Annotated in this window: 24 protein-coding genes; 14 read left to right on the top strand and 10 right to left on the bottom strand. The window is 71.2% G+C overall.

Annotation, left to right across the window (positions count from 1 at the left end; translation table 11 throughout):
* Positions 1-10: 10 nt before the first annotated feature.
* Positions 11-853: a hypothetical protein gene (locus ACFLFB_RS12820; RefSeq protein ID WP_392542571.1), complete on the bottom strand. Its 843-nt coding sequence runs from the start codon at positions 851-853 to the stop codon at positions 11-13.
* A gap of 161 nt (positions 854-1,014) precedes the next feature.
* Here ACFLFB_RS12820 and rlmN point away from each other — a divergent pair, with 161 nt between their 5' ends.
* Together rlmN and ACFLFB_RS12810 are read left to right on the top strand one after the other, a co-directional pair.
* Positions 1,015-2,223 (top strand): 23S rRNA (adenine(2503)-C(2))-methyltransferase RlmN, encoded by a 1,209-nt coding sequence (gene rlmN / locus ACFLFB_RS12815; RefSeq protein WP_392542570.1) that lies wholly within the window; start codon positions 1,015-1,017, stop codon positions 2,221-2,223.
* A gap of 19 nt (positions 2,224-2,242) precedes the next feature.
* Positions 2,243-3,439, top strand: a complete 1,197-nt coding sequence (locus tag ACFLFB_RS12810; RefSeq protein ID WP_392542569.1) for a hypothetical protein — start codon at positions 2,243-2,245, stop codon at positions 3,437-3,439.
* On the opposite strand, the gene ACFLFB_RS12805 is transcribed toward ACFLFB_RS12810, so the two are convergent.
* From ACFLFB_RS12805 to ACFLFB_RS12785, 5 genes are all read right to left on the bottom strand, one after another.
* Positions 3,423-4,538, bottom strand: coding sequence for an LOG family protein (locus tag ACFLFB_RS12805; protein WP_392542568.1), 1,116 nt, complete (start codon positions 4,536-4,538; stop codon positions 3,423-3,425). The two genes, ACFLFB_RS12810 and ACFLFB_RS12805, sit on opposite strands and share 17 nt — an antisense overlap.
* An 876-nt stretch (positions 4,539-5,414) precedes the next feature.
* Positions 5,415-5,582, bottom strand: coding sequence for a hypothetical protein (locus tag ACFLFB_RS12800; protein ID WP_392542567.1), 168 nt, complete (start codon positions 5,580-5,582; stop codon positions 5,415-5,417).
* Positions 5,583-5,839: 257 nt separating this feature from the next.
* Positions 5,840-6,070: a hypothetical protein gene (locus tag ACFLFB_RS12795; protein ID WP_392542566.1), complete on the bottom strand. Its 231-nt coding sequence runs from the start codon at positions 6,068-6,070 to the stop codon at positions 5,840-5,842.
* Positions 6,071-6,099: 29 nt separating this feature from the next.
* Positions 6,100-6,684: a D-Ala-D-Ala carboxypeptidase family metallohydrolase gene (locus ACFLFB_RS12790; protein ID WP_392542565.1), complete on the bottom strand. Its 585-nt coding sequence runs from the start codon at positions 6,682-6,684 to the stop codon at positions 6,100-6,102.
* Positions 6,681-6,896, bottom strand: coding sequence for a hypothetical protein (locus ACFLFB_RS12785; protein WP_392542564.1), 216 nt, complete (start codon positions 6,894-6,896; stop codon positions 6,681-6,683). The genes ACFLFB_RS12790 and ACFLFB_RS12785 overlap by 4 nt, the downstream gene beginning before the upstream one ends.
* A 190-nt stretch (positions 6,897-7,086) precedes the next feature.
* On the opposite strand from ACFLFB_RS12785, the gene ACFLFB_RS12780 reads away from it, so the two are divergent.
* Complete coding sequence (locus tag ACFLFB_RS12780) at positions 7,087-7,491, top strand: VOC family protein (RefSeq protein WP_392542563.1); 405 nt, start codon at positions 7,087-7,089, stop codon at positions 7,489-7,491.
* Positions 7,488-7,769, top strand: a complete 282-nt coding sequence (locus ACFLFB_RS12775; protein ID WP_392542562.1) for a winged helix-turn-helix transcriptional regulator — start codon at positions 7,488-7,490, stop codon at positions 7,767-7,769. Before ACFLFB_RS12780 ends, ACFLFB_RS12775 begins: the two co-directional genes overlap by 4 nt.
* Positions 7,770-7,811: 42 nt before the next feature.
* Here ACFLFB_RS12775 and ACFLFB_RS12770 read toward each other — a convergent pair whose 3' ends face one another.
* Genes ACFLFB_RS12770 through ACFLFB_RS12760 form a run of 3 tightly spaced genes read right to left on the bottom strand, consistent with a single transcriptional unit; the run spans position 7,812 to position 11,108 of the window.
* On the bottom strand, positions 7,812-9,170 hold the full coding sequence (locus ACFLFB_RS12770; protein WP_392542561.1) for an NAD(P)/FAD-dependent oxidoreductase: 1,359 nt from the start codon (positions 9,168-9,170) through the stop codon (positions 7,812-7,814).
* Positions 9,171-9,180: 10 nt separating this feature from the next.
* Positions 9,181-10,617 carry an aspartate aminotransferase family protein gene (locus tag ACFLFB_RS12765; protein WP_392542560.1) on the bottom strand — a complete coding sequence of 479 codons (1,437 nt, stop codon included), beginning with the start codon at positions 10,615-10,617 and terminating at the stop codon, positions 9,181-9,183.
* Positions 10,614-11,108: an Lrp/AsnC family transcriptional regulator gene (locus ACFLFB_RS12760; RefSeq protein WP_392542559.1), complete on the bottom strand. Its 495-nt coding sequence runs from the start codon at positions 11,106-11,108 to the stop codon at positions 10,614-10,616. Before ACFLFB_RS12760 ends, ACFLFB_RS12765 begins: the two co-directional genes overlap by 4 nt.
* A 181-nt stretch (positions 11,109-11,289) precedes the next feature.
* Here ACFLFB_RS12760 and ACFLFB_RS12755 point away from each other — a divergent pair, with 181 nt between their 5' ends.
* From ACFLFB_RS12755 to ACFLFB_RS12710, 10 genes are all read left to right on the top strand, one after another.
* Entirely contained in the window at positions 11,290-12,738 is a 1,449-nt protein-coding gene (locus ACFLFB_RS12755; protein ID WP_392542558.1) for a gamma-aminobutyraldehyde dehydrogenase, read from the top strand.
* Positions 12,739-12,831: 93 nt separating this feature from the next.
* On the top strand, positions 12,832-14,076 hold the full coding sequence (locus tag ACFLFB_RS12750) for an extracellular solute-binding protein (RefSeq protein ID WP_392542557.1): 1,245 nt from the start codon (positions 12,832-12,834) through the stop codon (positions 14,074-14,076).
* On the top strand, positions 14,076-15,200 hold the full coding sequence (locus ACFLFB_RS12745) for an ABC transporter ATP-binding protein (protein ID WP_392542556.1): 1,125 nt from the start codon (positions 14,076-14,078) through the stop codon (positions 15,198-15,200). Before ACFLFB_RS12750 ends, ACFLFB_RS12745 begins: the two co-directional genes overlap by 1 nt.
* Positions 15,197-16,111 carry an ABC transporter permease gene (locus ACFLFB_RS12740; RefSeq protein WP_392542555.1) on the top strand — a complete coding sequence of 305 codons (915 nt, stop codon included), beginning with the start codon at positions 15,197-15,199 and terminating at the stop codon, positions 16,109-16,111. Before ACFLFB_RS12745 ends, ACFLFB_RS12740 begins: the two co-directional genes overlap by 4 nt.
* A gap of 1 nt (position 16,112) precedes the next feature.
* Positions 16,113-16,907: an ABC transporter permease gene (locus ACFLFB_RS12735; RefSeq protein WP_392542554.1), complete on the top strand. Its 795-nt coding sequence runs from the start codon at positions 16,113-16,115 to the stop codon at positions 16,905-16,907.
* 22 nt (positions 16,908-16,929) lie between these two features.
* A complete protein-coding gene (locus ACFLFB_RS12730) occupies positions 16,930-18,213 on the top strand; it encodes a saccharopine dehydrogenase family protein (protein ID WP_392542553.1) in 1,284 nt (427 codons plus the stop codon).
* A gap of 86 nt (positions 18,214-18,299) precedes the next feature.
* Positions 18,300-19,760 carry an NAD-dependent succinate-semialdehyde dehydrogenase gene (locus tag ACFLFB_RS12725; RefSeq protein WP_392542552.1) on the top strand — a complete coding sequence of 487 codons (1,461 nt, stop codon included), beginning with the start codon at positions 18,300-18,302 and terminating at the stop codon, positions 19,758-19,760.
* 70 nt (positions 19,761-19,830) lie between these two features.
* Positions 19,831-20,886, top strand: coding sequence for a DnaB-like helicase C-terminal domain-containing protein (locus ACFLFB_RS12720; protein ID WP_392542551.1), 1,056 nt, complete (start codon positions 19,831-19,833; stop codon positions 20,884-20,886).
* Positions 20,887-20,929: 43 nt separating this feature from the next.
* Entirely contained in the window at positions 20,930-22,138 is a 1,209-nt protein-coding gene (dxr, locus tag ACFLFB_RS12715; RefSeq protein WP_392542550.1) for a 1-deoxy-D-xylulose-5-phosphate reductoisomerase, read from the top strand.
* Positions 22,135-23,499 (top strand): M50 family metallopeptidase, encoded by a 1,365-nt coding sequence (locus ACFLFB_RS12710; RefSeq protein ID WP_392542549.1) that lies wholly within the window; start codon positions 22,135-22,137, stop codon positions 23,497-23,499. Before dxr ends, ACFLFB_RS12710 begins: the two co-directional genes overlap by 4 nt.
* Here ACFLFB_RS12710 and ACFLFB_RS12705 read toward each other — a convergent pair.
* Positions 23,483-24,427, bottom strand: a complete 945-nt coding sequence (locus ACFLFB_RS12705) for a hypothetical protein (RefSeq protein ID WP_392542548.1) — start codon at positions 24,425-24,427, stop codon at positions 23,483-23,485. The two genes, ACFLFB_RS12710 and ACFLFB_RS12705, sit on opposite strands and share 17 nt — an antisense overlap.
* Positions 24,428-24,433: the final 6 nt, after the last annotated feature.

The raw sequence follows: 24,433 nt of genomic DNA, 5'->3' as shown, positions 1-24,433 counted from the left end.
GCCGGGGTTGTCAGCCGGCGCGTCGGCCGAGGCCGAGGACCTGCTCGAGCATCTCCGACGGCCGCACGCTCATCGTGCCGTCCTCGTTCTCGGTCGTGAGGCAGGTGATCTGCCGGTCGACCCAGTGGTAGGTGTGCTTCGACAGCGGGCTGATGCCGTCGGCGTGCATCCGCTGCGCCCAGTCGGGGACGAGCTCGAGGGCGTCGCGCACCTCGGCGGCGGTGCCGCACGGCTGGAGGAGGATCGCGTGCCGGTAGGGGAGCGCGAAGACCCAGCCGTTGCGGTCGTCGACGTCGGGCAGCCAGCGGTGCGCGGCGTCGTTGAGGAAGCGCGCGAAGCTCGCGGTGTACGGGGTGTCGCCGATGACGGTCCACAGCCCGCGCCGACCCTCGGTGACCCGGTCGACGTCGACCGGGGCGGTCTCGAGCAGCTCGAGGAGGTTGGTGCGGCCGCGGTTGATCAGGCTCGGCAGGCGCCGCCCGGACTCGGCGACCCGCGAGTCGGGGAGGGTCACCACCGCCGACGGGAGGTCGAGGGTGAGCACCTCGTGCACGTGGTCGGCGAAGCGGCTCGCGTAGGTGAACCCCAGGCCGGTGGAGTGGATGCGCTCGGCGCTGACGAGGCGAGAGGTGAGCGCGGCGTCGAAGGCACCGGGGTCGAGCGAGGCGATGTCCGCGTCGGCGGCCGCGGTGAGCCGCTCGAGGTGCTCGCGGACCGAGTCGGAGAAGGGACCGGGCTCGTCGTCGATGTCGGGCACGTGATGAGCCGGCGCGGCGGGTGCCTCGGGCACGCCGGAGGCGACGGGAGCGTCCTCCTGCGTCCTGGGCGCCTTGAAACGGTCGAACAGGCCCATGGCCGTCCTCATTTCCTGCAGTACCCGTTCCCCTGCAGAACGAGTACTGCCCACGGTAGGGCCAACGGGGGCCGTTCCGCCACGGAAACGCGCCAAGTGGGGGATTGCGCTCGACGGGGCCCGGCCGGGCCGACCCGCGGACCTGAGACACTGGGAGCACCATGACCGAGCCGAGCACCCCCCGCCCCGCCCCCGGGCAGCTGACCTTCGCCGCCCCCCGCCGCGGCAAGCCGCCGCGCCACCTGGCCGACCTCACCCTCGCCGAGCGCCGCGACGCCGTGGCCGCGCTGGGGCACAAGCCGTTTCGCGCGGGCCAGCTCTCGACCCACTACTTCGACCGCCTCGTCGAGCACCCGGACGAGATGACCGACCTGCCCAAGGCCGTGCGCGACGAGCTCGTCGCCGACCTCCTGCCCACCCTCCTCACGCCGGTACGCAGCCTCACGGCCGACCGCGGTGCCACGGTGAAGCAGGTGTGGCGGCTCTTCGACGGCGCCCTCGTCGAGTCGGTCGTCATGCGCTACCCCAACCGGGTCACGGTCTGCATCTCCAGCCAGGCCGGCTGCGGCATGAACTGCCCGTTCTGCGCCACCGGCCAGGAGGGCCTGACCCGCAACATGTCCACGGGCGAGATCGTCGAGCAGGTCGTGGCGGCCTCGCGGCTGCTGCGCCACGGCGGCCTCCCCGAGATGACCGGCCCGGCCGACGACGACGGCGCCGGCCTGGGCGACGAGTCCGAGGACGCGGCGTCGGGCGAGCCGAGCGGCCCCACCCGCGTCAGCAACGTCGTCTTCATGGGGATGGGCGAGGCGCTGGCCAACTACAAGGCCGCCATCGGCGCCATCCGCCGGCTCGTCGACCCCGCCCCCGAGGGCCTCGGGATGTCGGCGCGCGGCATCACGATGTCGACCGTCGGCCTCGTGCCGGGCATCGACAAGCTCGCCGAGGAGGGCATCCCCGTCACCCTCGCACTGTCGCTGCACGCCCCCGACGACCAGCTGCGCGACGAGCTCGTCCCCATCAACACCCGGTGGAAGGTCGACGAGGCCATCGACGCCGCGTACCGGTACTACGTGGCCACCGGGCGGCGCGTCTCCATCGAGTACGCCCTCATCCGCGACATCAACGACCACGCCTGGCGGGCCGACCTCCTCGGCGAGAAGCTCGCCTCACGCGGGCGCGGCTGGGTGCACGTCAACCCGATCCCGCTCAACCCGACGCCGGGCTCGAAGTGGACGGCGTCGCGCCGCGGGGTCGAGCAGCAGTTCGTCGAGCGGCTGCGCGCCCACGGCATCCCGACCACGGTCCGCGACACCCGCGGGTCGGAGATCGACGGCGCCTGCGGCCAGCTGGCAGCGGCGACCGCCTGACCGGTCGTACCCTGTGCAGGTGCGACGTCGCGCCGCGGTCCTTGGGGCCGTCCCCGTCCTGGCCCTCGCCGCGGCCCTCGCGGGCTGTGGGGGAGGGGCCGAGCTGCCCGCTGCCCTGAGGTCGGCCGACGGCCACGCGAGCACCCACACGCCGAGCGCCTCCGCGACGGCGCCCACCCCGGCCGTGAAGGACGTCCCCGCGCGCGCGGGTGAGCGCTTCCTCACCGTGAAGCTGCCGGCGCCCTACACGCCCAAGGCGCCCGAGGGCACCGGCACCGACGACTACCGCTGCTTCCTCGTCGACCCGAAGTTCCGCACCGACCAGCTCGTCAGCGGCGTGCAGATCTCGCCCGACAACCCGGCCGTCGTGCACCACGTCATCGTCTCCAAGGTCGACGCCGAGGAGGTGTCCAAGGCCCGGGCCCTGGATGCCGAGGACCCCGGCGAGGGCTGGACCTGCTTCGGCGGGGCCGGGCTCGCGGGTGTGTCCGGGGTGAACCTCGACAAGGCCGACTGGGTCGGCGCGTGGGCCCCCGGTGGTGGCGAGCGGGTCATGGCCGACGACATCGGGATCCCCTTGGCCAAGGGCACCCAGCTCGTCGTCCAGATGCACTACAACCTGCTGGCGGGCACCGGCCCCGACCAGAGCACCGTGCGGCTTCGGCTGACCGAGGCGAAGGGGTCCAAGAAGCAGGCGCTCCAGACGATGCTCATGCCCGCGCCGGTCGAGCTGCCCTGCCGCGAGAACCGCACCGCGGGGCTGTGCAGCCGGGTCGTCGCCGTCGCCGACCTCAGGCAGCGCTTCGGCGAGAAGATCGCGACCGCCGACCTGCTCCACTGGCTCTGCGGGCCGATCGCCGCGGGACCCGTGCAGAGCTGCACGCGCCCCATCCGCGAGACCGCGACCATCCGGGCCGCCTCCGGCCACATGCACCTGCTCGGCCGGGCCATCACCATCGACGTCAACAAGGGGACGCCGCAGGCACGCCGCATCCTCGACATCCCGGTGTGGGACTTCGACGACCAGGGCAGCATCCCGCTGAAGACGCCGTTGCGGGTCGGACCCGGCGACACGGTCACGGTCACCTGCACCCACGACCAGGGGCTGCGCGACCTGCTCCCCAGCTTCAAGGGCACCAAGGACCGCTACGTCGCGTGGGGCGAGGGCACCACCGACGAGATGTGCCTCGGCATCGTCCTCATGACCCCTCGCTGACGTTCGACGTCACGAGGGCCGCGGCCTCCTCGACCGTGTCGACGAGGTGGAGGCTCCCGGCCATGGCCCGTCCCCTCCCCAGGGCCTGCAGCGCCGGCCAGACCGGGATGGTGTCGGTCCAGTGGGTGCGGCCGACGAGGACGACGACGGGCAGCGCGGCCTCGGGCGCGGCGTAATAGAGGCGGGTCGCCGCCTGGAAGACCTCCTGCACCGTGCCGGCCGCGCCTTCGAGGACGACCAGCCCGGCGGTGCAGCGCGCGAGGAGCCCGTCCTCGCGGACGGCGTTGCTGAAGTACTTGGCGATGCCGTTGCAGAAGACGTTCGGCGGCTCGTGGCCGTAGAACCAGGTGGGGATCCCGACGCTGCGCACGCGCGCGTCGGCGACCGGGGTGCGGAGCAGCTCGTCGTGCAGCTCGAGCGCGACGCCGGCCCACGCGTCGATCGAGGGGCGGAAACCCGGCACCCGGGCGATCCGCTCGAGCGCGTCGTCCAACGCGCGTTCGGTGGGGGAGAAGGCGCCCAGGTTCGCGGCCTCCATGGCACCCGGCCCGCCACCGGTGAGCACGACGAGGCCGCGCTCGGCCAGGGTGTGGCCGAGACGGGCGGCGGCCGCGTAGGCGGGTGTGCCGCGCGACATCGTGTGGCCTCCCATGACGCCCACCACCCGTGCGTCGCCGAGCACCTCGCCGAGAGCGTCGCTGATCGAGTCGTCGTGGACCGCCCGCAGCAGCGTGACGAACGCATCGTGCTGCAGGGCGCCGTCGCGTGACCAGTGGTAGGCGAGGGCGTCGGGCGTCGCCTCGTAGCCGCCGGCGGCCAGACCCTCGTACAGCTCGTGCGGCTGGTACAGGCTCGCCCGGTACGGGTTGACGGGTGCGTGCGGGTCGGTGGGGAAGACCAGGGCGCCCGACGCACGCAGGTGGGTGGCGAGCTCGTCGGTCATCCGGCCCCCGAGGACGACCATCCCCTCGACGTCGGCGCGGGCCATCAGCTCGACCTCGTGTCCGGTGAGATCGAGGTCCTGGAGGCGCAGGCCTCGCAGCGGTCGCCCGTCGCGGAGCACGCGGTCGAGGTCCGGCAGCGACTCGATCTCCTGCATCTCTCGCACGCTACCCGGGCTGGTCACGCGCGGGGTCCTGCACGCTCGCCGACCGACATGCGCAGTGCGCCGACACCCTGACATGCCGATGGTCGCTCGTTGCCGCAACTTCTGCGCCATCACCGCGACGGCGCAGAAACTCCGAGATGTCGCAGATGTACCTGCGCCCCGCGTGGACTTCTGCGTCATCACCGTGGTGGCGCGGTACTTCCGTATCTGCCGCGACGCGGTCGTGTTACAAGGCCGACGATTGCTGTCTCTACGGCTGAGCTGCGAGGGCGGCGAAGTCCCCCGATTGATGGCACGACCGCCGACATGCGTCGTGGGTTGGTCTAGTACTACGCCAACCAGCTTTGCCAGATCTTCGTGGGTTGGCGCTTGTTGGTCTCCCCAGGGGACCTGCCGCTGCTGCTCCACGCGGGGGAGGGGCAGCTCATGCTGAACTTGCTGACGGGCAACGCCACCATCGATGGCGCCGCAGTGGAGTTCGCGTTCGCGGAGGAGCTGCAGGAGTGGTTGCGCGGTCGAGCGAATGTGGATGGATTGGGCTGGGGGGCCTTTCAGCGCGCGGAGCTCGAGGTGCGGTTCTCATGTCTCGAGCGCCCCGGTCGGAGTCGCGGCGTCACGATTCGTCAGCTGGCGTTTGAGTGCCGCTCCGTCATCGAGACGTCGGCCGGCGAGTACACGGCGGTGCGAGCCTCAAAGGAGGTAGGCGTTAGGGAAGGAAACGGTCCTTGGGCCGTTCACTAAACGTCCGGACATCAGCGTGAGGTGTTTTAGCGTCAAGGGTTGGGCGGGCCGACCGGATCAAGGACGTGGCGTAGGCAAACCCGCCGAGCCGACACACCCAGCGCTGCAGTGGTTCCCGGTCCGCATTCAGCCGATGAGCGGTCCCTTGAAGGAGGGGTTGCCGCTTCCCTCGTAGGACTTCTTCTCCCTGCCGCAGTGGGAGCACAGGTCATATCCGCCGCCAGGCCCGCTCTTCTCCCGGTTGACGTGGTGCTCCCAGCGGTGGAAGCCGACCAGACACAGGACACGGCGCATGATGCACCTCCAAGGGAGAGACTCCGTTCATCATTGGCCTCCCCCGGCCGACGGTCAATCCTCCAGTCGAGCCATCGACTCCGCAACGTTGGCGTGGCCGGCGGGCTCAGGATGCGAGTCGCCGCCGCGGTACCGTACAACGGTGCCGCGCCGCCATACGCGTGTGGCTTCTCGAGGGCGACACCCGTGGGCGGCCCTTGCTCGGCCAGGGAGTGCCCTGACATCCGGACATGCCGCGGACCGACGTCGGCCCTCAGTCACGGCAGACTCGGGTCACCGCTGCCGTCGAAGTCGCTGCTGGCCACGGCGTCCCAGCTCCGGACAAATCGAGCAGCTTGGGCAGGGCTGACCGCGACTCCCTCTGCCATGACGTTGTTCTGGTAGTCGACCACCTCGTACTTCCACCGATCGACATCCGGCATCTCCGTCAGACGAGCCCAGAAGTGGCCCGACAGGTCATCCGGGAACGACTCGTGATCAGAACTCATGTCATCCAACCTCGACAGTCTCCCGCTCGTCAGGCTCCGTTGACGTAGACGGTTGGGCTGACCACCGTTGCGGCAGAACCCTTGTCGATGTGCTTGACCCTTCGGCTGGAGGATCCGAAGCCGATGTGCGTCGCCACCTGCCAGCTCTTGACCGTCTCGACGGAGAAGAAGGGCTCGACGTCGCACGCACGTCCCGTGAGGTGGCGGGAGGTCGGTGAGCCGCCGACGGCGGCGTTGCGACTGGGGCAGCGGCAGGCAGAGACGACGTCGAGGGGCCGACCGCTCTTCGAGCGGTAGCCCTCCATCATGCGAAAGGCGCTGCGCTTCTGCCAGATTCGTGGACAGCTCGAGTACTGACCGTCACAGCGGCACGCGACCTCGCTGAAGGAGAAGTGTGCCGAGGCGGTGGGCTTGCCGGCGCGCCGCCGGGACTCGCTGAGCAGCAGGGCGGCCGAGGTGTCGGGACCGACCGAGCCGTCCACGTCGAGTTCGGGTCCGAGGTTCCACCCGCCCTGGAAGTGCCGTACGACGGTGACGTACTCGGACGTCGTCCGGACCCGCCACCCGAGGCTGCGGAGGATGGCGGTGGCCTGCGCGCGGCTGAGGACGGTCATGACTGCTCCTCGTCCTCCTCGTCGTAGGGGGAGTACTCGACGTCAGGAGAGGTGGCGGCCACGAGGTCGTCGAGGTCGGCCACGTCGAGCTCGTCGGGGATCTCGTCACCGGTGAGGTCGAACAGGTCCTCCGCGAGGTCCCCGACGTCATCGGTGGCGTCTCGGGCGTCGCGCTCGCCTGCGGTCGAGTCGTAGACCTCGGTGTCGGACATCGATTCCTCCCGTTCTGGTTCCGGGTGGCTGCCGCGCCCCCCTCCGACGATTACACCCGCGCGGGTGAACGACGCAAGAGCGCGACCTCGTCATGGGTTCGCGGGTCGACCCCCGACCTCCGAGCCTCGGCGAGGTGCCAGGCGCGCGGCACCCTTGACTAACGCACTTGCATTTTGCAAGTATCCCCGCATGAGCCTCTTCATCACCTGTCCCGTCCAGAGCGTCGACCGCGCGACCGCCTTCTACACCGCCCTCGGGTGGACCCTGAACCCGGAGATGTCCGACCACAACGTCTCGTGCTTCGCCATCGCCCCCGAGCAGTACGTGATGCTCGGCAGCCACGAGATGTACGCGAGCATCGGCGGCACCGAGGAGCTCGTCGGCGGCCCGGACACCCCGTCGAAGGTCACGGTCTCGTTCGACCTCGCCAGCCGCGAGGCGGTCGACGAGATCGTCGCGCGGGCCGAGGCCGCCGGCGGGCGCGTCGGCGACATCGACGACTACCCCTTCATGTACCAGCGCCAGTTCGACGACCCCGACGGCTACCACTACTCGCCGTTCTGGATGAAGCCGACCACCGACTCGAGCGAGTGAGCGACCTGGCCTCGGCCCTCGACGTGGTCGGCAGCCGCTGGGCCCTGCTCATCGTCGAGCGGCTGCTGGAGGGCCCGCAGCGGTACGGCGACCTGCAGCGTGACCTGGGTGTCCCGACGAACATGCTCGCGACCCGCCTGCGCGAGCTCGAGGCGGCCGGGGTGCTGACCCGTCTGCCGCTGCGCCACAACACCCGCGCCTACGCGCTGACCGAGCGCGGGCACGCCCTGAGCGAGGCCATCACCGCTCTCGGACGCTGGGGTGCGGCAGGGGCGTGACCGGGCTCCACGCTCGCCGCGACACCACCGGAAACCCGGACGTCAGTGGGCGGTGAGCCTCGACAGGAGGGCGCCGAGGCGGGCCGGGCGGCCGGTGGAGGTCTCCTCGCGGTCGGAGAGGTGGGCCAGCCGCAGCCCCGCGTTGACCCCGAGCCAGCGCAGCGGCTCCGGCTCCCACCGCGGCGAGCGGTGCCCGACCCACGGCAGGTCGACCAGCGCCGACGCCCGCCCGAGGACGAGGTCGGCGAGCGTGCGCCCGGCGAGGTTCGTCGCGGCCACCCCGTCACCGACGTAGCCGCCCGCCGAGCCGGTGCGCGTCGCCGGGTCCCACTGGACCGACGGGTGCCAGTCGCGCGCGATGCCGAGCGCCCCGCCCCACGCGTGGGTGAACCGCACCCCCTCGAGCTGCGGCAGGACGGAGGTGAGCGTCGACCTCAGCGCCGCGAACACCGTCTCCTCCTGGTCGAACTCGGGTCGCACCGCCGAGCCCCAGTGGTACGGCGCGCCCCGGCCGCCGAACGCGATCCGCCCGTCATCGGTGCGCTGCCCGTAGATGACGACGTGCCCGTGGTCGGCGAACACCTCGCGCCCGTCGAGCCCGATGCCGTGCCACTGCTCGTCGGTGAGCGGCTCGGTGGCGACCATGAGCGAGTACACCGGGGCCACCGTCCGCTCGTGACCGGGCAACGCGTGGGTCCACCCCTCGGTGGCGATGACGACCGCGCCGGCGGTGACCCGGCGCCCGTCCTCCAGGACGACGACCCCGTCGCCGGCCCGCGCCACCCGCACGCCCTCGACCACCCGGGCCCCCATGAGGCGCACGGTCCGCGCCAGCCCGTCGACCAGCCGGCGGGGATGGATGCGCGCACAGTGAGGGGTGAACGTGGCGCCGAGCGCGCCGGGCGCGGCGAGCCGCTCGCGCGTCGCACCGGCGTCCAGCCACACGGTGCCCGTGTCCCAGGAGGCCGCGTGCTCGGCCTCCGCCCGCGCCCGGGACGCCTGGGCGGGCGTGCGCGCGACGACCAGCGCCCCACCCTTGACGTACCCCGACCCCAGCCCCTCGGCCTCGTCGACCCGGCCGACCTCGTCGACGGTGTCGCGCAGCGCCGCGAGCTGCGCCAGGGCAGCCGCCCGTCCGGAGCGCCGGGCCAGCGCCTCGGGACCCACCGGCCAGAGCGACGACACCCAGCCGCCGTTGCGGCCGCTCGCGCCGAAGCCCACGTGCTCGGCCTCGAGCAGGAGGACCGTGAGGTCGGGCCGCTCACGCAGCAGGTAGTACGCCGTCCAGAGGCCGGTGTACCCCGCACCCACGACGGCGACGTCGACCGTCAGGGGGAGGGGCGCGTCGTCGGGCGTCGAGGGCGCGGCCGCCTCCGACCACAGCGGCCCGGTGCCGGACACCGGGGCCACGTCAGAGGTGGTTCTCGGCCTCGGTGAGCACCGAGCGCAACCGGCGCTCGATCTCGTCGAACTCCGTCGGGCCCATCGTCAGCGGCGGCGCCAGCTGCACCACGGGGTCGCCGCGGTCGTCGGCGCGGCAGTACAGCCCGGCGTCGAACAGCGCCTTGGAGAGGAAGCCGCGCAGCAGCCGCTCGCTCTCGGCGTCGTCGAACGTCTCGCGGGTGGCCTTGTCCTTGACGAGCTCGATCCCGTAGAAGTACCCGGCCCCGCGGACGTCTCCGACGAGGGGGAGGTCGAGGAGCTTGTCGAGGGTCGACTTGAAGATCGGCGCGTTGGCCTTGACCCGGTCGTTGAGCCCCTCGGCGTCGAAGATGTCGAGGTTGGCCATCGCCGCGGCGCACGACACCGGGTGCCCGCCCCACGTGTACCCGTGCGGGAAGTACGTCGTGCCCGAGCGGAACGGCTCGAACAGCCGGTCGCTCGCGATCATCAGGCCGAGCGGGGCGTAGCCCGAGGTGATGCCCTTGGCCGTGGTGATGATGTCGGGCTGGTAGCCGAAGTCGTCGCAGGCGAACATCGAGCCGATCCGCCCGAACGCGCAGATCGTCTCGTCGGAGACGAGCAGCACGTCGTACTCGTCGCAGATCTCGCGGACCCGGTCGAAGTACCCGGCCGGGGGAGGGAAGCAGCCACCGGAGTTCTGCACCGGCTCGAGGAAGACCGCCGCCACGGAGTCGGGGCCCTCGAACTCGATCGCCTCGGCGATGCGGTCGGCGGCCCACCGGCCGAAGGCCTTCTCGTCGTCGCGCAGGTGCTCGGGCGCGCGGTAGAGGTTGGTGTTCGGGACCTTGTGGCCACCGGGCACCAGCGGCTCGAACGGCATCTTCGCGTCGGGGATGCCGGTGATCGACAGGGCGCCCTGCGGGGTGCCGTGGTACGCCACCGAGCGGGAGATGACCTTGTGCTTCGTCGGCTTCCCGGTGAGCTTGAAGTACTGCTTGGCCAGCTTCCAGGCGGTCTCCACGGCCTCACCGCCGCCGGTGGTGAAGAAGACCCGGTTGAGGTCGCCGGGCGCGTGGTGCGCGAGCCGCTCGGCGAGCTCGATGGCACGCGGGTGGGCGTAGGACCACAGCGGGAAGAACGCCAGCTCGGACGCCTGCTTCGCCATCGCCTCGGCGATCTCGGTGCGCCCGTGCCCGACGTTGTTGACGAAGAGCCCGGCCAGGCCGTCGATGTACTCGTTGCCCCGGTCGTCCCAGATCCGCCAGCCCTCACCACGGGTGATGATAGGCACGCTGTGCCCGAGGCCGCCGGCCTCGCGGTCCTCGAAGACCGAGTGCCGGGTGAAGTGCATCCACAGGTGGTCGCGGGCGGCGTCGGAGTACAGCTTGCCGGTGGCGGTGTGCTGGTCCGAGCTCGGCTCCCAGACGCCGGAGGTGGTGGTCATCGCGTACCCCAGTTGTAGTGCTGCTTGTTGAGCTTCAGGTAGACGAACGTCTCCGTGGAGGCGACGCCCTTCAGGCCCCGGATGCGCTCGGTGAGCAGCTCGAGGAGGTGGTCGTCGTCCTCGCAGACGACCTCGCAGAGGATGTCGAAGCTCCCCGCCGTGGTGACGACGTAGGACACCTCCGCCATCGCCGTCAAAGCCTCGCCGACCTCGATGAGGTCGCCCTCGGCGCGGATCCCGATCATCGCCTGCCGCCGGAAGCCCACCTGGAGGGGGTCGGTGACGGCGACGATCTGCATCACCTCGGCGTCGAGGAGGCGCTGCACCCGCTGGCGCACCGCGGCCTCGGACAGCCCCACCGCCTTGGCGATGGCGGCGTAGGACTGGCGGCCGTCCTCCTGGAGGAGCTCGATGATGCGCTTGGCGACGTCGTCGAGGCGGGTCTCCGGTGCGGAACGCCCGGACCGGGCGGGGCGGCTGCTTCGGGTCACGCGGCCATCGTGCCCGCTGATTCGGGGGCACGCAAGTACCGCGGTGACGGAATCCGTCGATGTCGCAGCACACATGTGTAACTTTTCATCGAATTCGATGGTCGCACCCTAGTGATTTCGCGGTCGACGGGTTTAGAGTCCACCTGCACTGACGTCACCACCACCCCTGGGAGCCACGCCCATGAGCGGTCCTCGCACTCTTCGCAACTTCATCGGCGGCGAGTACGCCGACGCACGTACCGAATCCACGTCCGACGTCGTCAACCCGGCCACCGGATCCGTCGTCGCGACGGCACCGGTGAGCGGCGCCGAGGACGTGGACGCCGCCTACGCGGCCGCCGAGCAGGCCTTCGCCGGCGACTGGGGCCGCACCACGCCGAGCGAGCGCCAGCAGGCCCTGCTGAAGTTCGCCGACGCCATCGAGGCCCACGCCGACGAGCTCATCGCGCTCGAGTCCGAGAACACCGGGAAGATCAAGGCGCTCACCGCGAGCGAGGAGATCCCCCCGATGGTCGACCAGCTCCGGTTCTTCGCCGGCGCGGCCCGCGTCCTCGAGGGCAAGGCCGCGGGCGAGTACATGGCCGGCCACACCTCGTGGATCCGCCGCGAGCCGATCGGCGTCGTCGGCCAGGTCACCCCGTGGAACTACCCGCTCCTCATGGCGGTCTGGAAGATCGGCCCGGCGCTCGCCGCCGGCAACACGGTCGTCCTCAAGCCGAGCGACACCACCCCCGAGAGCACCCTGCGCCTGGCCGAGCTCGCCTCCGAGTTCCTCCCGGCCGGCACGCTCAACGTCGTCACCGGCGACCGCGACACCGGCCGCCTGCTCGTCGAGCACCGCACCCCGAGCCTCGTGGCCATCACCGGGTCGGTCCGGGCCGGCGCCGAGGTCGCGGCCAGCGCCGCGCCGAACCTCAAGCGGGTGCACCTCGAGCTCGGCGGCAAGGCCCCGGTCGTCGTCTTCGACGACGCCGACATCGAGGCCGCCGTCGAGGGCATCGCCATCGCCGGCTACTTCAACGCCGGCCAGGACTGCACCGCCGCCACCCGCGTGCTCGCCGCCCCCGGCATCCACGACGACTTCGTCGCGGCGCTCGCCGAGTACGCGAGGAGCTCGGCGCCCGTCGGCCTCCCCGACGACGAGGACGCGCTCTTCGGCCCGGTGAACAACGCGAGCCAGCTCGCCCGGGTGAGCGGCTTCATCGAGGACCTCCCCTCGCACGCCACGGTCTCCGCGGGAGGCAACCGCCGCACCGACCTCGGTGACGGCTACTACCTCGAGCCCACGGTCCTGTCGGGCCTGCGCCAGGACGACGACGCCATCCAGAACGAGATCTTCGGCCCCGTCATCACGGTGCAGCGCTTCACCGACGAGGCGGAGGCGCTGCGCTGGGCCAACGGCGTCGACTACGGCCTCGCGTCCTCGGTGTGGACCAAGGACTTCGGCCGCGCGATGCGGATGAGCAAGGCCCTGGACTTCGGCTGCGTGTGGATCAACACCCACATCCCGCTCGTCGCCGAGATGCCGCACGGCGGCTACAAGAAGTCCGGGTACGGCAAGGACCTGTCGATGTACGGGTTCGAGGACTACACCCGGATCAAGCACGTCATGGCCAACATCGAGTCCTGACCGGCGAAACACGCCGGACACACGCGTCCTGCACCCTGACCCCACGACCCCGACCCGGACCTACCCACCGGACCACCTCCCGAGGAGAACCCCATGGCCGAGCGACCAACTCCCGACCTGACCTCCACCGCCATGCGCGCCGCCCTGCTGCGTGGCCTCACCACCCGGCGGACCCTGATGGCCGGTGCGTTCGGCGTCGGTGCCACGGCCGCCCTCGCCGCCTGCGGCAGCGCGCCGAAGGGCGGGGGGGCGTCCGCCACCGGTTCGGTGGCTCCCACCGCCAAGGCCGCCCAGGACATGAGCGACACCGAGAAGGTCGTCAACTGGTCGAACTGGACGCAGTACATCGACGTCTCCGACGACGAGAAGTCCCGACCCAGCCTGGACGCCTTCACCAAGGAGACTGGGATCAAGGTCAACTACACCGAGGACTACAACGACAACGACGAGTTCTACGCCAAGGTCCGCCCCCTCCTCGAGGGTGGCCAGGACACCGGCCGTGACGTCTGGTGCAGCACCGACTGGATGGTCGCCCGCCTCATCCGCCAGGGCTACGTGCAGCCGCTCGACTACGCCAACGTCCCCAACGGCAGGGCCAACCTCGAGGACTCGCTGAAGAACGTCGAGTTCGACCCGGGCCGCAAGTTCTCCCTCCCGTGGCAGAGCGGCTTCGCCGGCATCGCGTACAACCTCGACGCCACCGGCGGCAAGAAGATCGAGACGATGACCCAGCTCCTCACCGACCCCGCCCTCAAGGGCAAGGTCACGCTCCTGTCGGAGATGCGCGACACCGTGGGCCTCGTGCTGTGCGAGATGGGCAAGGACCCCGCGAGCTTCACGGCCGACGACTTCGACGCCGCCATCGCGATGATCCAGAAGGCCAAGGAGGCCGGCCAGCTCAAGGGCTTCACCGGCAACGACTACACCGACGGCCTCACCAAGGGCGACATCGCCGCCTGCGTCGCCTGGACGGGTGACGTGGTCCAGCTGCAGTTCGAGAACGACAAGGTCCAGTACGCCCTGCCCCAGGCCGGCTTCACCCTGTGGTCCGACAACTTCGTCATCCCGGCGCTCGCCAAGCACAAGAAGAACGCCGAGAAGCTCATCGACTACTACTACCAGCCGAGCGTCATGGCCGAGGTCGAGGCGTGGGTCAACTACATCCCGCCGGTCAAGGGCACCAAGGACGACCTGGCCAAGATCGACGAGGAGCTCGCCACCAACACGCTCATCGTGCCGACCCCGGACGTCCTCGCCCGGGCCAAGGTCTTCCGGGGCCTCTCGGCCGAGGAGGAGACCACCTACGCCCGCGCCTTCGCCGACCTCACGTCCAGCTGATGGCCGAGCACGGTACCGGGGACCTCCGGCTGGTCGGGCTGAGCAAGAGCTTCGGCGACTTCACCGCCGTGCAGCCGCTCGACCTCACGATCCCGCGCGGCTCCTTCTTCGCCCTCCTCGGCCCCTCGGGCTGCGGGAAGACGACGACACTGCGGATGGTCGCGGGGCTCGAGGAGCCCACCGGAGGCAGCATGCACATCGGTGACACCGACATCACCCGGACGCGGGCGTTCCAGCGCAACGTCAACACGGTCTTCCAGTCGTACGCCCTCTTCCCGCACATGACGGTCTTCGACAACGTCAGCTTCGGCCTCAGGCGCAAGGGCGACAAGGACGCCAAGAGCAAGACACAGGAGGTCCTCCAGCTCGTCCAGCTCGACCACGTCGCCACGAAGCGGCCCAACCAGCTCTCGGGGGGCATGCAGCAGCGCGTCGCGCTCGCCCGCGCGGTCGTCAACCGGCCCGACGTGCTCCTCCTCGACGAACCGCTCGGTGCGCTCGACCTCAAGCTGCGGCGCCAGATGCAGATCGAGCTCAAGCGGATCCAGCAGGAGGTCGGGCTGACCTTCATCCACGTCACGCACGACCAGGAGGAGGCCATGACCATGGCCGACACCGTCGCGGTGATGAACCACGGTCGGATCGAGCAGATGGACGCCCCCGAGATCCTCTACGACCTGCCGAAGTCGGCCTTCGTCGCCAACTTCGTCGGCCAGTCGAACATGGGCCTGGCCCGGGTGGTCGACCGGGACGGTGACGACCTCGTCGCCGACGTGTCCGGCTCCCGGGTGCGGGTCCCGGTGGCGCGCAGCACGCGCACCGAGGGCGACATCTTCTTCGGCATCCGACCCGAGAAGGTGCGCATCCACGAGACCCAGCCCGTCGGCGCGGGGAACGACGTCAAGGCGACGGTCGTCGACGTGTCGTTCACCGGGGTGGCGACCCAGTACCTCGTGACGACCGAGAGCGGCGCGACCTGGGCGGTGTACGAGCAGAACCTCGATGTCCAGCCGCACTCGACCAGACCCGGCGACGTCGTGTGGCTCGGGTGGGACCCCGCGCACGCCTTCGCCGTCGACCCCGACGAGGAGGCCGCGCGAGAGGCAGCGGAGGCCGTCGGATGACCGCGGTCGCGCCCGTCGCGGTGTCGACGCCCCCACCGGCGCCTCCGCGCCGCGCGAACTGGGTTCCATACGCGCTGCTCGCCCCCGGTCTGCTCTGGCTGCTCGTCTTCTTCGTCGTGCCGATGGTGACGCTCGGCTCCCAGTCCCTCCAGGAGGGGTCGGTCGAGACCGGCTACACCTTCACCGGGAACGTCGGGATCTACGCCGATGCCATCGGGCGCTACTGGCCGCACCTGCTGCGGTCCGTCGGCTACGCCGCCACGGCCACCGTCTTCGCGCTGCTGCTGGCCTACCCTCTGTCGTACTACATGGCGCAGAAGGCCGGACGCTGGAAGAACTTCATGCTCGTCCTCGTCATCGCGCCGTTCTTCACGAGCTTCCTCATCCGCACGCTCGCGTGGCGGACGATCCTCTCGGACACGGGGCCGGTCGCCGAGGTCGCGCAGGCCCTGCACATCACCGACGTGCTCCAGTTCCTCACGCTGACGAACAACGACACCCTCCTGTCGTCGAAGTTCGCCGTCATCGCCGGGCTGACGTACAACTTCCTGCCCTTCATGATCCTGCCGCTCTTCTCGGCCCTCGACCGGCTGGACCCCCGTCTCGTCGAAGCGGCGGGCGACCTGTATGCCTCCCCGTTCCAGGCCTTCCGGCACGTGACCTGGCCGCTCTCGCTGCCCGGCGTGGTCGCCGGAACGCTGCTGACCTTCATCCCGGCGACCGGTGACTTCATCAACTCGCGGCTCCTCGGGAACACGCAGACGGTGATGATCGGGCAGGTCATCGACAGCCAGTTCCTCCGCGTGCTCGACTACCCGCTCGCCGCGGCCCTGTCCTTCGTCCTCCTCCTCATGATCCTCGCGCTGGTGACGTACTACGTCCGACGTGCCGGCACCGAGGAGCTGGTCTGACATGACATGGCTCCGGCGCAACCTGCTGCTCATCGCCTCGGTGGGCGTCCTCGTCTACATGCTGATCCCCAACCTCGTCGTGGCGGTGTTCTCGTTCAACGACCCGGTCGGCCGCTACAACTACACGTGGGAGTCCTTCACGCTCGACGCGTGGACCAACCCGTGTGGCGCCCAGGGGATCTGCGAGTCGCTCGGGCTCTCGCTCCGGATCGGGCTCATCGCCTCGATCACCGCTACCGCCCTCGGCACCATGATCGCCTTCGCCCTGGGGCGCTACCGGTTCAAGGCCCGCTCGGGGACCAACCTGCTGATCTTCATGCCGATGGCCACACCGGAGGTCGTCATGGGCTCGAGCCTGCTGACCCTCTTCCTCATGATGGGTGTGCCGGCCGGCAGCCTGGCCATCACCATCGCCCACATCATGTTCTGCATCTCGTTCGTCGTCGTGGCCGTCAAGGCTCGGGTCGCCACGCTCGACCCCCGTCTCGAGGAGGCTGCGGCCGACCTCGGGGCGAACCCGGTCCAGACGTTCCTGCGGGTCACGTTCCCGTTGGCGTTCCCGGGCATCCTCGCGGGGGCGCTGCTCGCGTTCTCGCTGAGCTTCGACGACTACATCATCACCAACTTCAACGCGAGCCCGAGCTCGATCACGTTCCCCATGTACGTCTGGGGGGCCGCCCAACGCGGTGCGCCGGTGCAGGTCAACGTCATCGGCACGCTGATGTTCCTCATCGCGCTCGGCGTCGTCGTGGTCGGCCAGGTGCTGGCTACACGGCGCGAGCGCGCCCGCGCCTGACACCTGAGAGGTCTCTTTACACATGCGTGTGCTCATGGTCGGCGCGGGTGGCGTCGGTGACGCCGCCGCCCGCATCGCCGCCGAACGTCCGTTCTTCGAGTCCTGGGTCGTCGCCGACTACGACCTGACCCGGGCCGAGCGCACCGTCGCGGCGGTGGAGGGGCGGCACGCCGGCGAGAGCCGGTTCAGCGCGGCGCAGGTCGACGCCTCCGACGCCGGCGCCGTGGCCGCCCTCGCCCGCGAGGTCGGGGCGACGCACGTCTTCAACGCCGTCGACCCGCGCTTCGTCCTGCCGATCTTCGAGGGCGCGCGCGCCGCCGGCGCCGACTACCTCGACATGGCGATGAGCCTGTCGCGGCGCCACCCCACCGAGCCGTACGCGAAGGTCGGCGTCAAGCTCGGCGACGACCAGCTCGCGCAGGCGGGGGAGTGGGAGGCCGAGGGGCGGCTCGCGCTCGTCGGCATCGGGGTGGAGCCGGGACTGTCCGACGTCTTCGCCCGCTACGCCGCCGACCACCTGTTCGGCGAGATCGACGAGCTCGGCACCCGCGACGGCGCCAACCTCGTCATCCGCGACGACGAGGGCAACGAGGTCTTCGCCCCCGGCTTCTCGATGTGGACGATCATCGAGGAGTGCCTCAACCCGCCCGTGGTCTGGGAGAGGGACCGGGCGGTCGGGGCCGACGGTGGGTACGACGTCGAGGCCGGCTTCTTCACCCTCCCGCCGTTCAGCGAGCCGGAGGTCTTCGACTTCCCCGGCGGCATCGGGCCCGTGGAGTGCGTCCACGTCGAGCACGAGGAGGTGCTCCTCATGCCCCGCTGGGTCGACGCGAAGAAGGTCACCTTCAAGTACGGGCTCGGCGAGGAGATGATCTCCATCCTGCGCACGCTGCACACCCTCGGCCTGGACCGCACCGACCCCGTGTCGGTCAAGGGCGTGCAGGTCAGCCCGCGCGACGTCGTCGCCGCCGTCCTCCCGGACCCCGTCACCATCGGGCCGCGGATGGAGGGGAGGACCTGCGCGGGCCTGTGGGTCACGGGCACCGGCAAGGACGGGCAGCCCCGCCGCACCTACCTGTTCCACGTCTCCGACAACGCCGACACGATGCGCGACTACGACGCCCAGTGCGTCGTGTGGCAGACCGCGGTCAACCCCGTGGTCGCCCTCGAGCTGCTGGCCGCCGGCACCTGGTCCGGCGCCGGCGTCCTCGGCCCCGAGGCGTTCGACGCCGTCCCCTTCCTCGACCTGCTCGCCGCCCCGAAGCCGGAGGGCTACGGCTCCCCGTGGGGCCTCGAGGACCGCTGACCGCACCCCTCCTGCGCCACGTCGACCCGGGCGTAGGGTCGACACGACGCCCTCACCACCATCACCACCGGAGGACCGGAAGCACCATGGCCCTGACCCAGAAGGCACTCATCGGCGAGGTCCCCACGGGGCTGCTCATCGGCGGCACGTGGCGCGAGGCGAGCGGGGGAGAGCGCTTCGACGTCACGGACCCGGCCACGGGCGCGCGCCTGGCGACCTGCGCCGACGCGACCCCCGACGACGGCCTGGCCGCCCTCGCCGCCGCGCACGAGGCGCAGGCGTCGTGGGCGAAGGTCGCGCCCCGCGACCGCAGCGAGATCCTGCGCTCGGCCTTCGAGGTGCTCACCGCCCGCGCCGAGGACTTCGCCCTGCTGATGACCCTGGAGATGGGCAAGACCGTCGCCGAGGCCAAGGGCGAGGTCACCTACGGCGCCGAGTTCTTCCGCTGGTTCGCCGAGGAGGCCGTGCGCATCCACGGGCGCTACTCGGTGGCCCCCAACGGCGCCACCCGCCTGCTGACGATGAAGCAGCCGGTCGGCCCCACGCTGATGATCACGCCCTGGAACTTCCCGCTGGCCATGGGCACCCGCAAGATCGGCCCGGCCATCGCCGCCGGCTGCACGATGGTCGTCAAGCCGGCCCACGAGACCCCCCTGACGATGCTGCTCCTCGCCAAGGTCCTCCAGGAGTGCGGCCTGCCCGACGGCGTCCTCAACGTCGTCACCACCACCCACTCCGGCGCGGTGTGCGAGCCGCTCATCCGCGACTCCCGCCTGCGCAAGCTGACGTTCACCGGGTCCACCGGCGTCGGCAAGGTGCTCGTCGAGCAGTCGGCCGAGCAGCTGCTGCGCCTGTCGATGGAGCTGGGCGGCAACGCGCCCTTCCTCGTCTTCGAGGACGCCGACGTCGACGCCGCGGTCGACGGCGCGATGCTGGCCAAGATGCGCAACATCGGCGAGGCCTGCACCGCCGCCAACCGGTTCTACGTCCACGAGTCGCTGGCCAAGGAGTTCTCGGCCAAGCTCGCCACGCGGATGGGCGCCCTCGTCGTCGGCAAGGGCACCAAGAAGGGCGTCGACGTCGGCCCCCTCATCACCGAGAAGCAGCGGTCCTCGGTGCACGCCCTCGTCGAGGACGCGGTCGGCCGCGGCGCCACGGTCCTCACCGGCGGTGGCCCCGTGCCCGGCAAGGGCTTCTTCTACGAGCCGACCGTGCTCGCCGACGTCCCGGCCGACAGCCGCTGCCTGGCCGAGGAGATCTTCGGGCCGGTGGCTCCCGTCGCCACCTTCCGCGACGAGGCCGACGCGGTCGCCAAGGCCAACAGCAGCGAGTACGGGCTGGTCGGGTACGTGTACACGAACGACCAGCGCCGCGTCCTGCGCGTGGCCGAGGCCCTGGAGTTCGGGATGATCGGCATCAACACGGGCATCGTGTCCAACCCCGCGGCGCCGTTCGGTGGCGTCAAGCAGTCGGGCTTCGGGCGCGAGGGCGGGTTCGAGGGGATCGACGAGTACCTCGAGACCAAGTACGTCGGGCTGGCGACGTGAGGTCCACCGTCCGGACGCCGTTGTGCGGATCGGCTGACGCCCGGGCCCGTCGGGTGGTGTCATTGCACCCATGAGCACCAGTAGCTACGGCGAGGGCAGGGCCTCGCACGGCATGGAGCGCCGCCGCAGCATCCAGGACATCCTCGAGGAGACCGACGAGGCCCTGCGCCACGGCACGCGCCCCGGCGCCCAGGTCTGGCCCACCGGCTTCGACCTCCTCGACTCCACCCTCGACGGCGGGCTGCGCTCGGGCGAGCTGGTCCTCATGGGCGGCACCGAGGGCGCGGGCAAGACGACGCTGGCCGTCCAGCTGGTCCGCAACGCCGTCCGCGCCGGCCGCCACGCCATCGTCTTCTCCTTTGAGCACGAGTCCACGACCCTGCTCCAGCGCCTCATCTCGCTCGAGGCCGCCATGGCCGCCTCCGAGTCCGGGCAGCACCACTCCGCCGCCGCCGACGTCCGCTCGGTGCGCGCCGTCTTCGAGGCGGAGGACCCCGACCGCCGCGGCCTGGCCCACGCCATGGCCCGCGTGCCGTACGGCGTCGAGGCCCTGACCACGGTGCAGGAGTACTCGCCGCGCATGCACCTGCACGAGTCGAACAAGACGACGACCACCGACGAGATCGCCCGCACCATCACCGAGGTGACCGAGGCCGCGGGCGAGCCGCCCATGGTCCTCGTCGACTACCTCCAGAAGATCCCGATCGCCGGCTGGACCGGCTCCGAGCTCGAGCGCGTCACCACGGTGACCGAGGGCCTGAAGGACATGTCCCTCGAGCTGGGCTGCCCGATCATGGCGATCACCGCGGCCGAGCGCGAGGGCCTGGGTGCCGGGCACCGCATGCGCACCCGCGACCTCAAGGGCTCGTCGGCGCTCGCGTACGAGGCCGACCTCGTCCTCATCCTGTCGAGCAAGGAGAACGTGGTCTCGCGCGAGCACCTCGTCTACGACCTCGGCAGCATCAAGCGCTTCCGCCGCTGGGCCGTCATCACCGTGGAGAAGAACCGCCACGGGCTGGGCCAGGTCGAGCTGGAGGTCCAGAAGGACTTCGAGCACGGCCGCTTCCACCCCGAGGCCAAGGTCGTCGACGAGCAGCTCATCGAGGAGCGGGTCTTCACCACGTGACCCCCGAGGTGTCCCCGCGCGGCCGACGGCGGATGATGGACGGGTGAGCACCCGCACCGTCGCCGTCCTCGGCAGCACCGGATCGATCGGCACCCAGGCCCTCGAGGTCGTGTCGGCCCACCCCGGGCGCTTCCGCGTCGTCGCGCTGTCGGCGGGGTCCAACACCGCGCTCGTGGCCCGCCAGGCGGTCGAGCACCAGGTGCCGCTCGTCGCCCTGGCCACCGGCAGCGTCGAGGACGTCCGCGCGGCCGTGGCCGCCGCCGCGGCGCAGGTCGGGCGTCCTGACCACCACCCCGAGGTCGTCGTCGGCGACGACGCCGCCACCGTGGCCGCCGCGTGTGGCGCCGACGTCGTCCTCAACGGCGTCACCGGCTCGATCGGCCTGGAGCCCACCCTCGCCGCGCTCGGTGCCGGCTCGGTGCTGGCCCTGGCCAACAAGGAGTCGCTCATCATCGGTGGGCCGCTCGTCAAGGCCGCGGCGCGACCCGACCAGGTCGTCCCCGTCGACTCCGAGCACAGCGCGATCGCGCAGTCGCTGCGCGGCGGGCGCGCCTTCGAGGTGCGCCGGCTCGTCGTCACGGCGAGCGGAGGGCCGTTCCGCGGCCGCAGCCGCGCCGAGCTCGCCGACGTCACGCCCGAGCAGGCCCTGGCCCACCCGAACTTCGCGATGGGCCGAGTCATCACGACGAACTCGGCGACCCTGGTGAACAAGGGGCTCGAGGTCATCGAGGCGCACCTGCTCTTCGACGTCCCGTTCGACCGGATCGACGTCGTCGTGCACCCGCAGCAGCAGATCCACTCGATGGTCGAGTTCCACGACGGCTCCACGATCGCCCAGCTGGGCCCGCCGCGGATGCTCGTCCCCATCGCCCTCGGACTGTCGTGGCCCGACCGCCTCGAGGACGTCGACGTCCCGTGCGACTGGTCGCTCGCCCAGTCGTGGGAGTTCCACCCCCTCGACGACGACGCCTTCCCGGCCGTGCGCCTCGCGCGCCAGGTGGGGGAGGCGGGCGGGACGTTCCCGGCCGTCTACAACGCCGCCAACGAGGTGTGCGTCGACGCCTTCCACGACGGCGACATCCGCTTCACCGACATCGTCGACACCATCGAGCGCGTCGTGGCCGACCACGACGGGAGCGAACACGACGCGTCGAGCGTTGACGGAGTGCTCGCCGCCGACCGGTGGGCCCGCCGTCGTGCCGCCGAGACCCTCGGCCTGGCATCGTCCGCCTCGACCCAGGAGGCCTCGTGACCGTCCTCGCCTTCGTCATCGGGGTGCTGTTCATGGCCCTCGGTGTCGCCCTGTCCATCGCGCTGCACGAGGTGGGCCACCTCGTGCCCGCCAAGCGCTTCGGCGTGCGGGTGACGCAGTACATGGTCGGCTTCGGGCCCACCGTGTGGTCGCGCCGCCGCGGGGAGACCGAGTACGGCATCAAGGCGGTCCCGCTCGGCGGCTACATCCGGATGATCGGGATGTTCCCGCCCCGCAAGGGCCAGGACCCCAACACGGTGCGGGTCTCGAGCACGGGCCGGTTCAGCCAGCTCGTCGACGAGGCGCGGGCCGCGAGCCTGGAGGAGGTCCGCCCCGGTGACGAGCACCGCGTCTTCTACAAGCTGAGCGTGCCGAAGAAGCTCGTCATCATGCTCGGCGGGCCGGTGATGAACCTGCTCATCGGGGTCGTGCTGCTGACGATCATCCTCACCGTGCACGGCCTGGCGACGCCGCAGCCGGGTGCCCAGGTGGCGGCGGTGTCGCAGTGCGTCGCACCGGTCACCGTGGCCGCCAAGGCCACGTCGTGCGAGGGCCTTCCGCCGACCCCGGCGATGCAGGCCGGCATCCTGCCGGGCGACACGTTCGTCTCCCTCGCGGGCATCCCCGTCACCGAGACCACCGACGTCAGCGAGATCGTGCGGCCGCGGATCGGGCAGGCCCTGCCCGTCGTCGTCGAGCGCGACGGGCGGCAGCTGACCCTCACCGCCACGCCCATCCGCAACGTGGTCCCCGTCCTCGACGCCCAGGGCCGCCCGGTCGTCGACGCCGCCGGGAAGACGCCGACCACCGAGGCGGGCTTCCTCGGGGTCTCGTCCGCCGCACCGATGGCCTACGAACCGCAGCCGGTCTCGGCAGTGCCCGCCTTCCTCTGGATGAACGTGTCACGGGTGGCGCAGGCGCTGGTCCACATCCCCGAGCGGATGGTCGGCGTCTGGGACGCCGCCTTCGGCGGGGCCGAGCGCGAGCTCGACAGCCCGATGTCGGTCGTGGGTGTCGGCCGGGTCGCGGGCGAGGTGAGCTCGGGCAAGTACGACGCGCTCTTCGGCGAGAAGTGGACCGACAAGTTCTGGGTGATGCTCAGCCTGCTGGCCGGGCTGAACATCATGCTCTTCCTGTTCAACCTCATCCCGCTGCTGCCGCTCGACGGCGGCCACGTCGCCGGGGCGCTGTGGGAGGGGCTCAAGCGTCGGTTCGCGGCGCTGACCGGTCGTCCGGACCCGGGCTACGTCGACGTCGCCAAGGCGCTGCCCGTCGCGTACACGGTGTCGATCGTCCTGCTGGGCGCGTCGGCCCTGCTCATCTACGCGGACGTCGTGAACCCGGTCAAGCTCGGGGGCTGAGCAGCGCGTCGCGCCGGGCGGCGAGCCCGGCGCGGTGCTGCTCCACGGCGGCCTGCCGCTGCAGCGCGTGGGCGAGGGCGTCGCGCACGAACGCGGCCGCGGCCTCCACCTGCTCGGAGCTGTCCTGGATCGAGCGGTGCACCATCCAGTCGCTGATGGGGTCGTCGAGCCACACGTCGACGGTCGTCCTGAGGTCGCTGACGCCGAGGTCGGGGCGCAGGCGCGTCACGGGGCCGGGGTCGCGCACGGCCTGGGCGAAGTCGAAGAAGGCGTCCTGGGCCTCGACGATCCACTGCCCGGCCGCCTGCATCCGCTGCGCCTTGACGGTCCCCACGAAGGCCTCCCCGCCCCCGAAGGTGTCGACGGTCGACCAGTCGCCGGCCACGCCGAGCTGGCGCAGGGCGGCGTCGAGGGAGGTCGCGGCCTTCGACCCGGCCTCGCGCTGCCGCTCGAGCTGGGCGACCTCCTCGTCGGCGGAGGCGATCCCTGCGAGGAGCTCGGCCAGCTCGACGCCCTCCGGGGTCCCGCTGTCGACGAGGGCCTGCGCGTGCGCGGTGGCGGCGGCCTCGCGCGTGGTCGCGGTGTCGCCGAGCCACGCGAGCCGGCGGTCGGCCTCCTCGGCGCGGTCCTCGACGGCCCGAAGGCGCGCGAGGGAGGCCTTGAGGTCGGCCCTGGCCGCCTCCTCCTCGGCCTGCTCGCGGCGGACGTCGTCGTCGCGGGTCCGCCGGAAGAGGGAGGTGAGCGCCGTCAGGCCCAGCCCGTCGAGGCGCTCGACGTCCTCCTCCTCGCGGCGGTGCCGGGCGCGGACGGTCTCGAGCTCGGTGCGCAGCGTGGCGGCCTGCGCGCGCAGGGCCCGCAGCGTCTGACGCAGCGTCGTGGCCTCGTCGTCGTGGGCGATGGCCGTGTCGAGGGCGTCCCTGGTCTCCACGGGCAG

This window comes from Oryzobacter telluris (genome assembly GCF_043099285.1).
GTDB lineage: Bacteria > Actinomycetota > Actinomycetes > Actinomycetales > Dermatophilaceae > Oryzobacter > Oryzobacter telluris.
This window is presented reverse-complemented; position numbering and strand designations above follow the sequence as displayed.

What these genes read in the sequence shown, in the direction of transcription:
- ACFLFB_RS12820 (WP_392542571.1), bottom strand. Translation starts at nt 853, where the DNA reads ATGGGCCTGTTCGACCGTTTCAAGGCGCCCAGGACGCAGGAGGACGCT.
- rlmN (WP_392542570.1), top strand. Translation starts at nt 1,015, where the DNA reads ATGACCGAGCCGAGCACCCCCCGCCCCGCCCCCGGGCAGCTGACCTTC.
- ACFLFB_RS12805 (WP_392542568.1), bottom strand. Translation starts at nt 4,538, where the DNA reads ATGCAGGAGATCGAGTCGCTGCCGGACCTCGACCGCGTGCTCCGCGAC.
- ACFLFB_RS12800 (WP_392542567.1), bottom strand. Translation starts at nt 5,582, where the DNA reads ATGCGCCGTGTCCTGTGTCTGGTCGGCTTCCACCGCTGGGAGCACCAC.
- ACFLFB_RS12795 (WP_392542566.1), bottom strand. Translation starts at nt 6,070, where the DNA reads ATGAGTTCTGATCACGAGTCGTTCCCGGATGACCTGTCGGGCCACTTC.
- ACFLFB_RS12790 (WP_392542565.1), bottom strand. Translation starts at nt 6,684, where the DNA reads ATGACCGTCCTCAGCCGCGCGCAGGCCACCGCCATCCTCCGCAGCCTC.
- ACFLFB_RS12785 (WP_392542564.1), bottom strand. Translation starts at nt 6,896, where the DNA reads ATGTCCGACACCGAGGTCTACGACTCGACCGCAGGCGAGCGCGACGCC.
- ACFLFB_RS12780 (WP_392542563.1), top strand. Translation starts at nt 7,087, where the DNA reads ATGAGCCTCTTCATCACCTGTCCCGTCCAGAGCGTCGACCGCGCGACC.
- ACFLFB_RS12765 (WP_392542560.1), bottom strand. Translation starts at nt 10,617, where the DNA reads ATGACCACCACCTCCGGCGTCTGGGAGCCGAGCTCGGACCAGCACACC.
- ACFLFB_RS12755 (WP_392542558.1), top strand. Translation starts at nt 11,290, where the DNA reads ATGAGCGGTCCTCGCACTCTTCGCAACTTCATCGGCGGCGAGTACGCC.
- ACFLFB_RS12750 (WP_392542557.1), top strand. Translation starts at nt 12,832, where the DNA reads ATGGCCGAGCGACCAACTCCCGACCTGACCTCCACCGCCATGCGCGCC.
- ACFLFB_RS12745 (WP_392542556.1), top strand. Translation starts at nt 14,076, where the DNA reads ATGGCCGAGCACGGTACCGGGGACCTCCGGCTGGTCGGGCTGAGCAAG.
- ACFLFB_RS12740 (WP_392542555.1), top strand. Translation starts at nt 15,197, where the DNA reads ATGACCGCGGTCGCGCCCGTCGCGGTGTCGACGCCCCCACCGGCGCCT.
- ACFLFB_RS12735 (WP_392542554.1), top strand. Translation starts at nt 16,113, where the DNA reads ATGACATGGCTCCGGCGCAACCTGCTGCTCATCGCCTCGGTGGGCGTC.
- ACFLFB_RS12730 (WP_392542553.1), top strand. Translation starts at nt 16,930, where the DNA reads ATGCGTGTGCTCATGGTCGGCGCGGGTGGCGTCGGTGACGCCGCCGCC.
- ACFLFB_RS12725 (WP_392542552.1), top strand. Translation starts at nt 18,300, where the DNA reads ATGGCCCTGACCCAGAAGGCACTCATCGGCGAGGTCCCCACGGGGCTG.
- ACFLFB_RS12720 (WP_392542551.1), top strand. Translation starts at nt 19,831, where the DNA reads ATGAGCACCAGTAGCTACGGCGAGGGCAGGGCCTCGCACGGCATGGAG.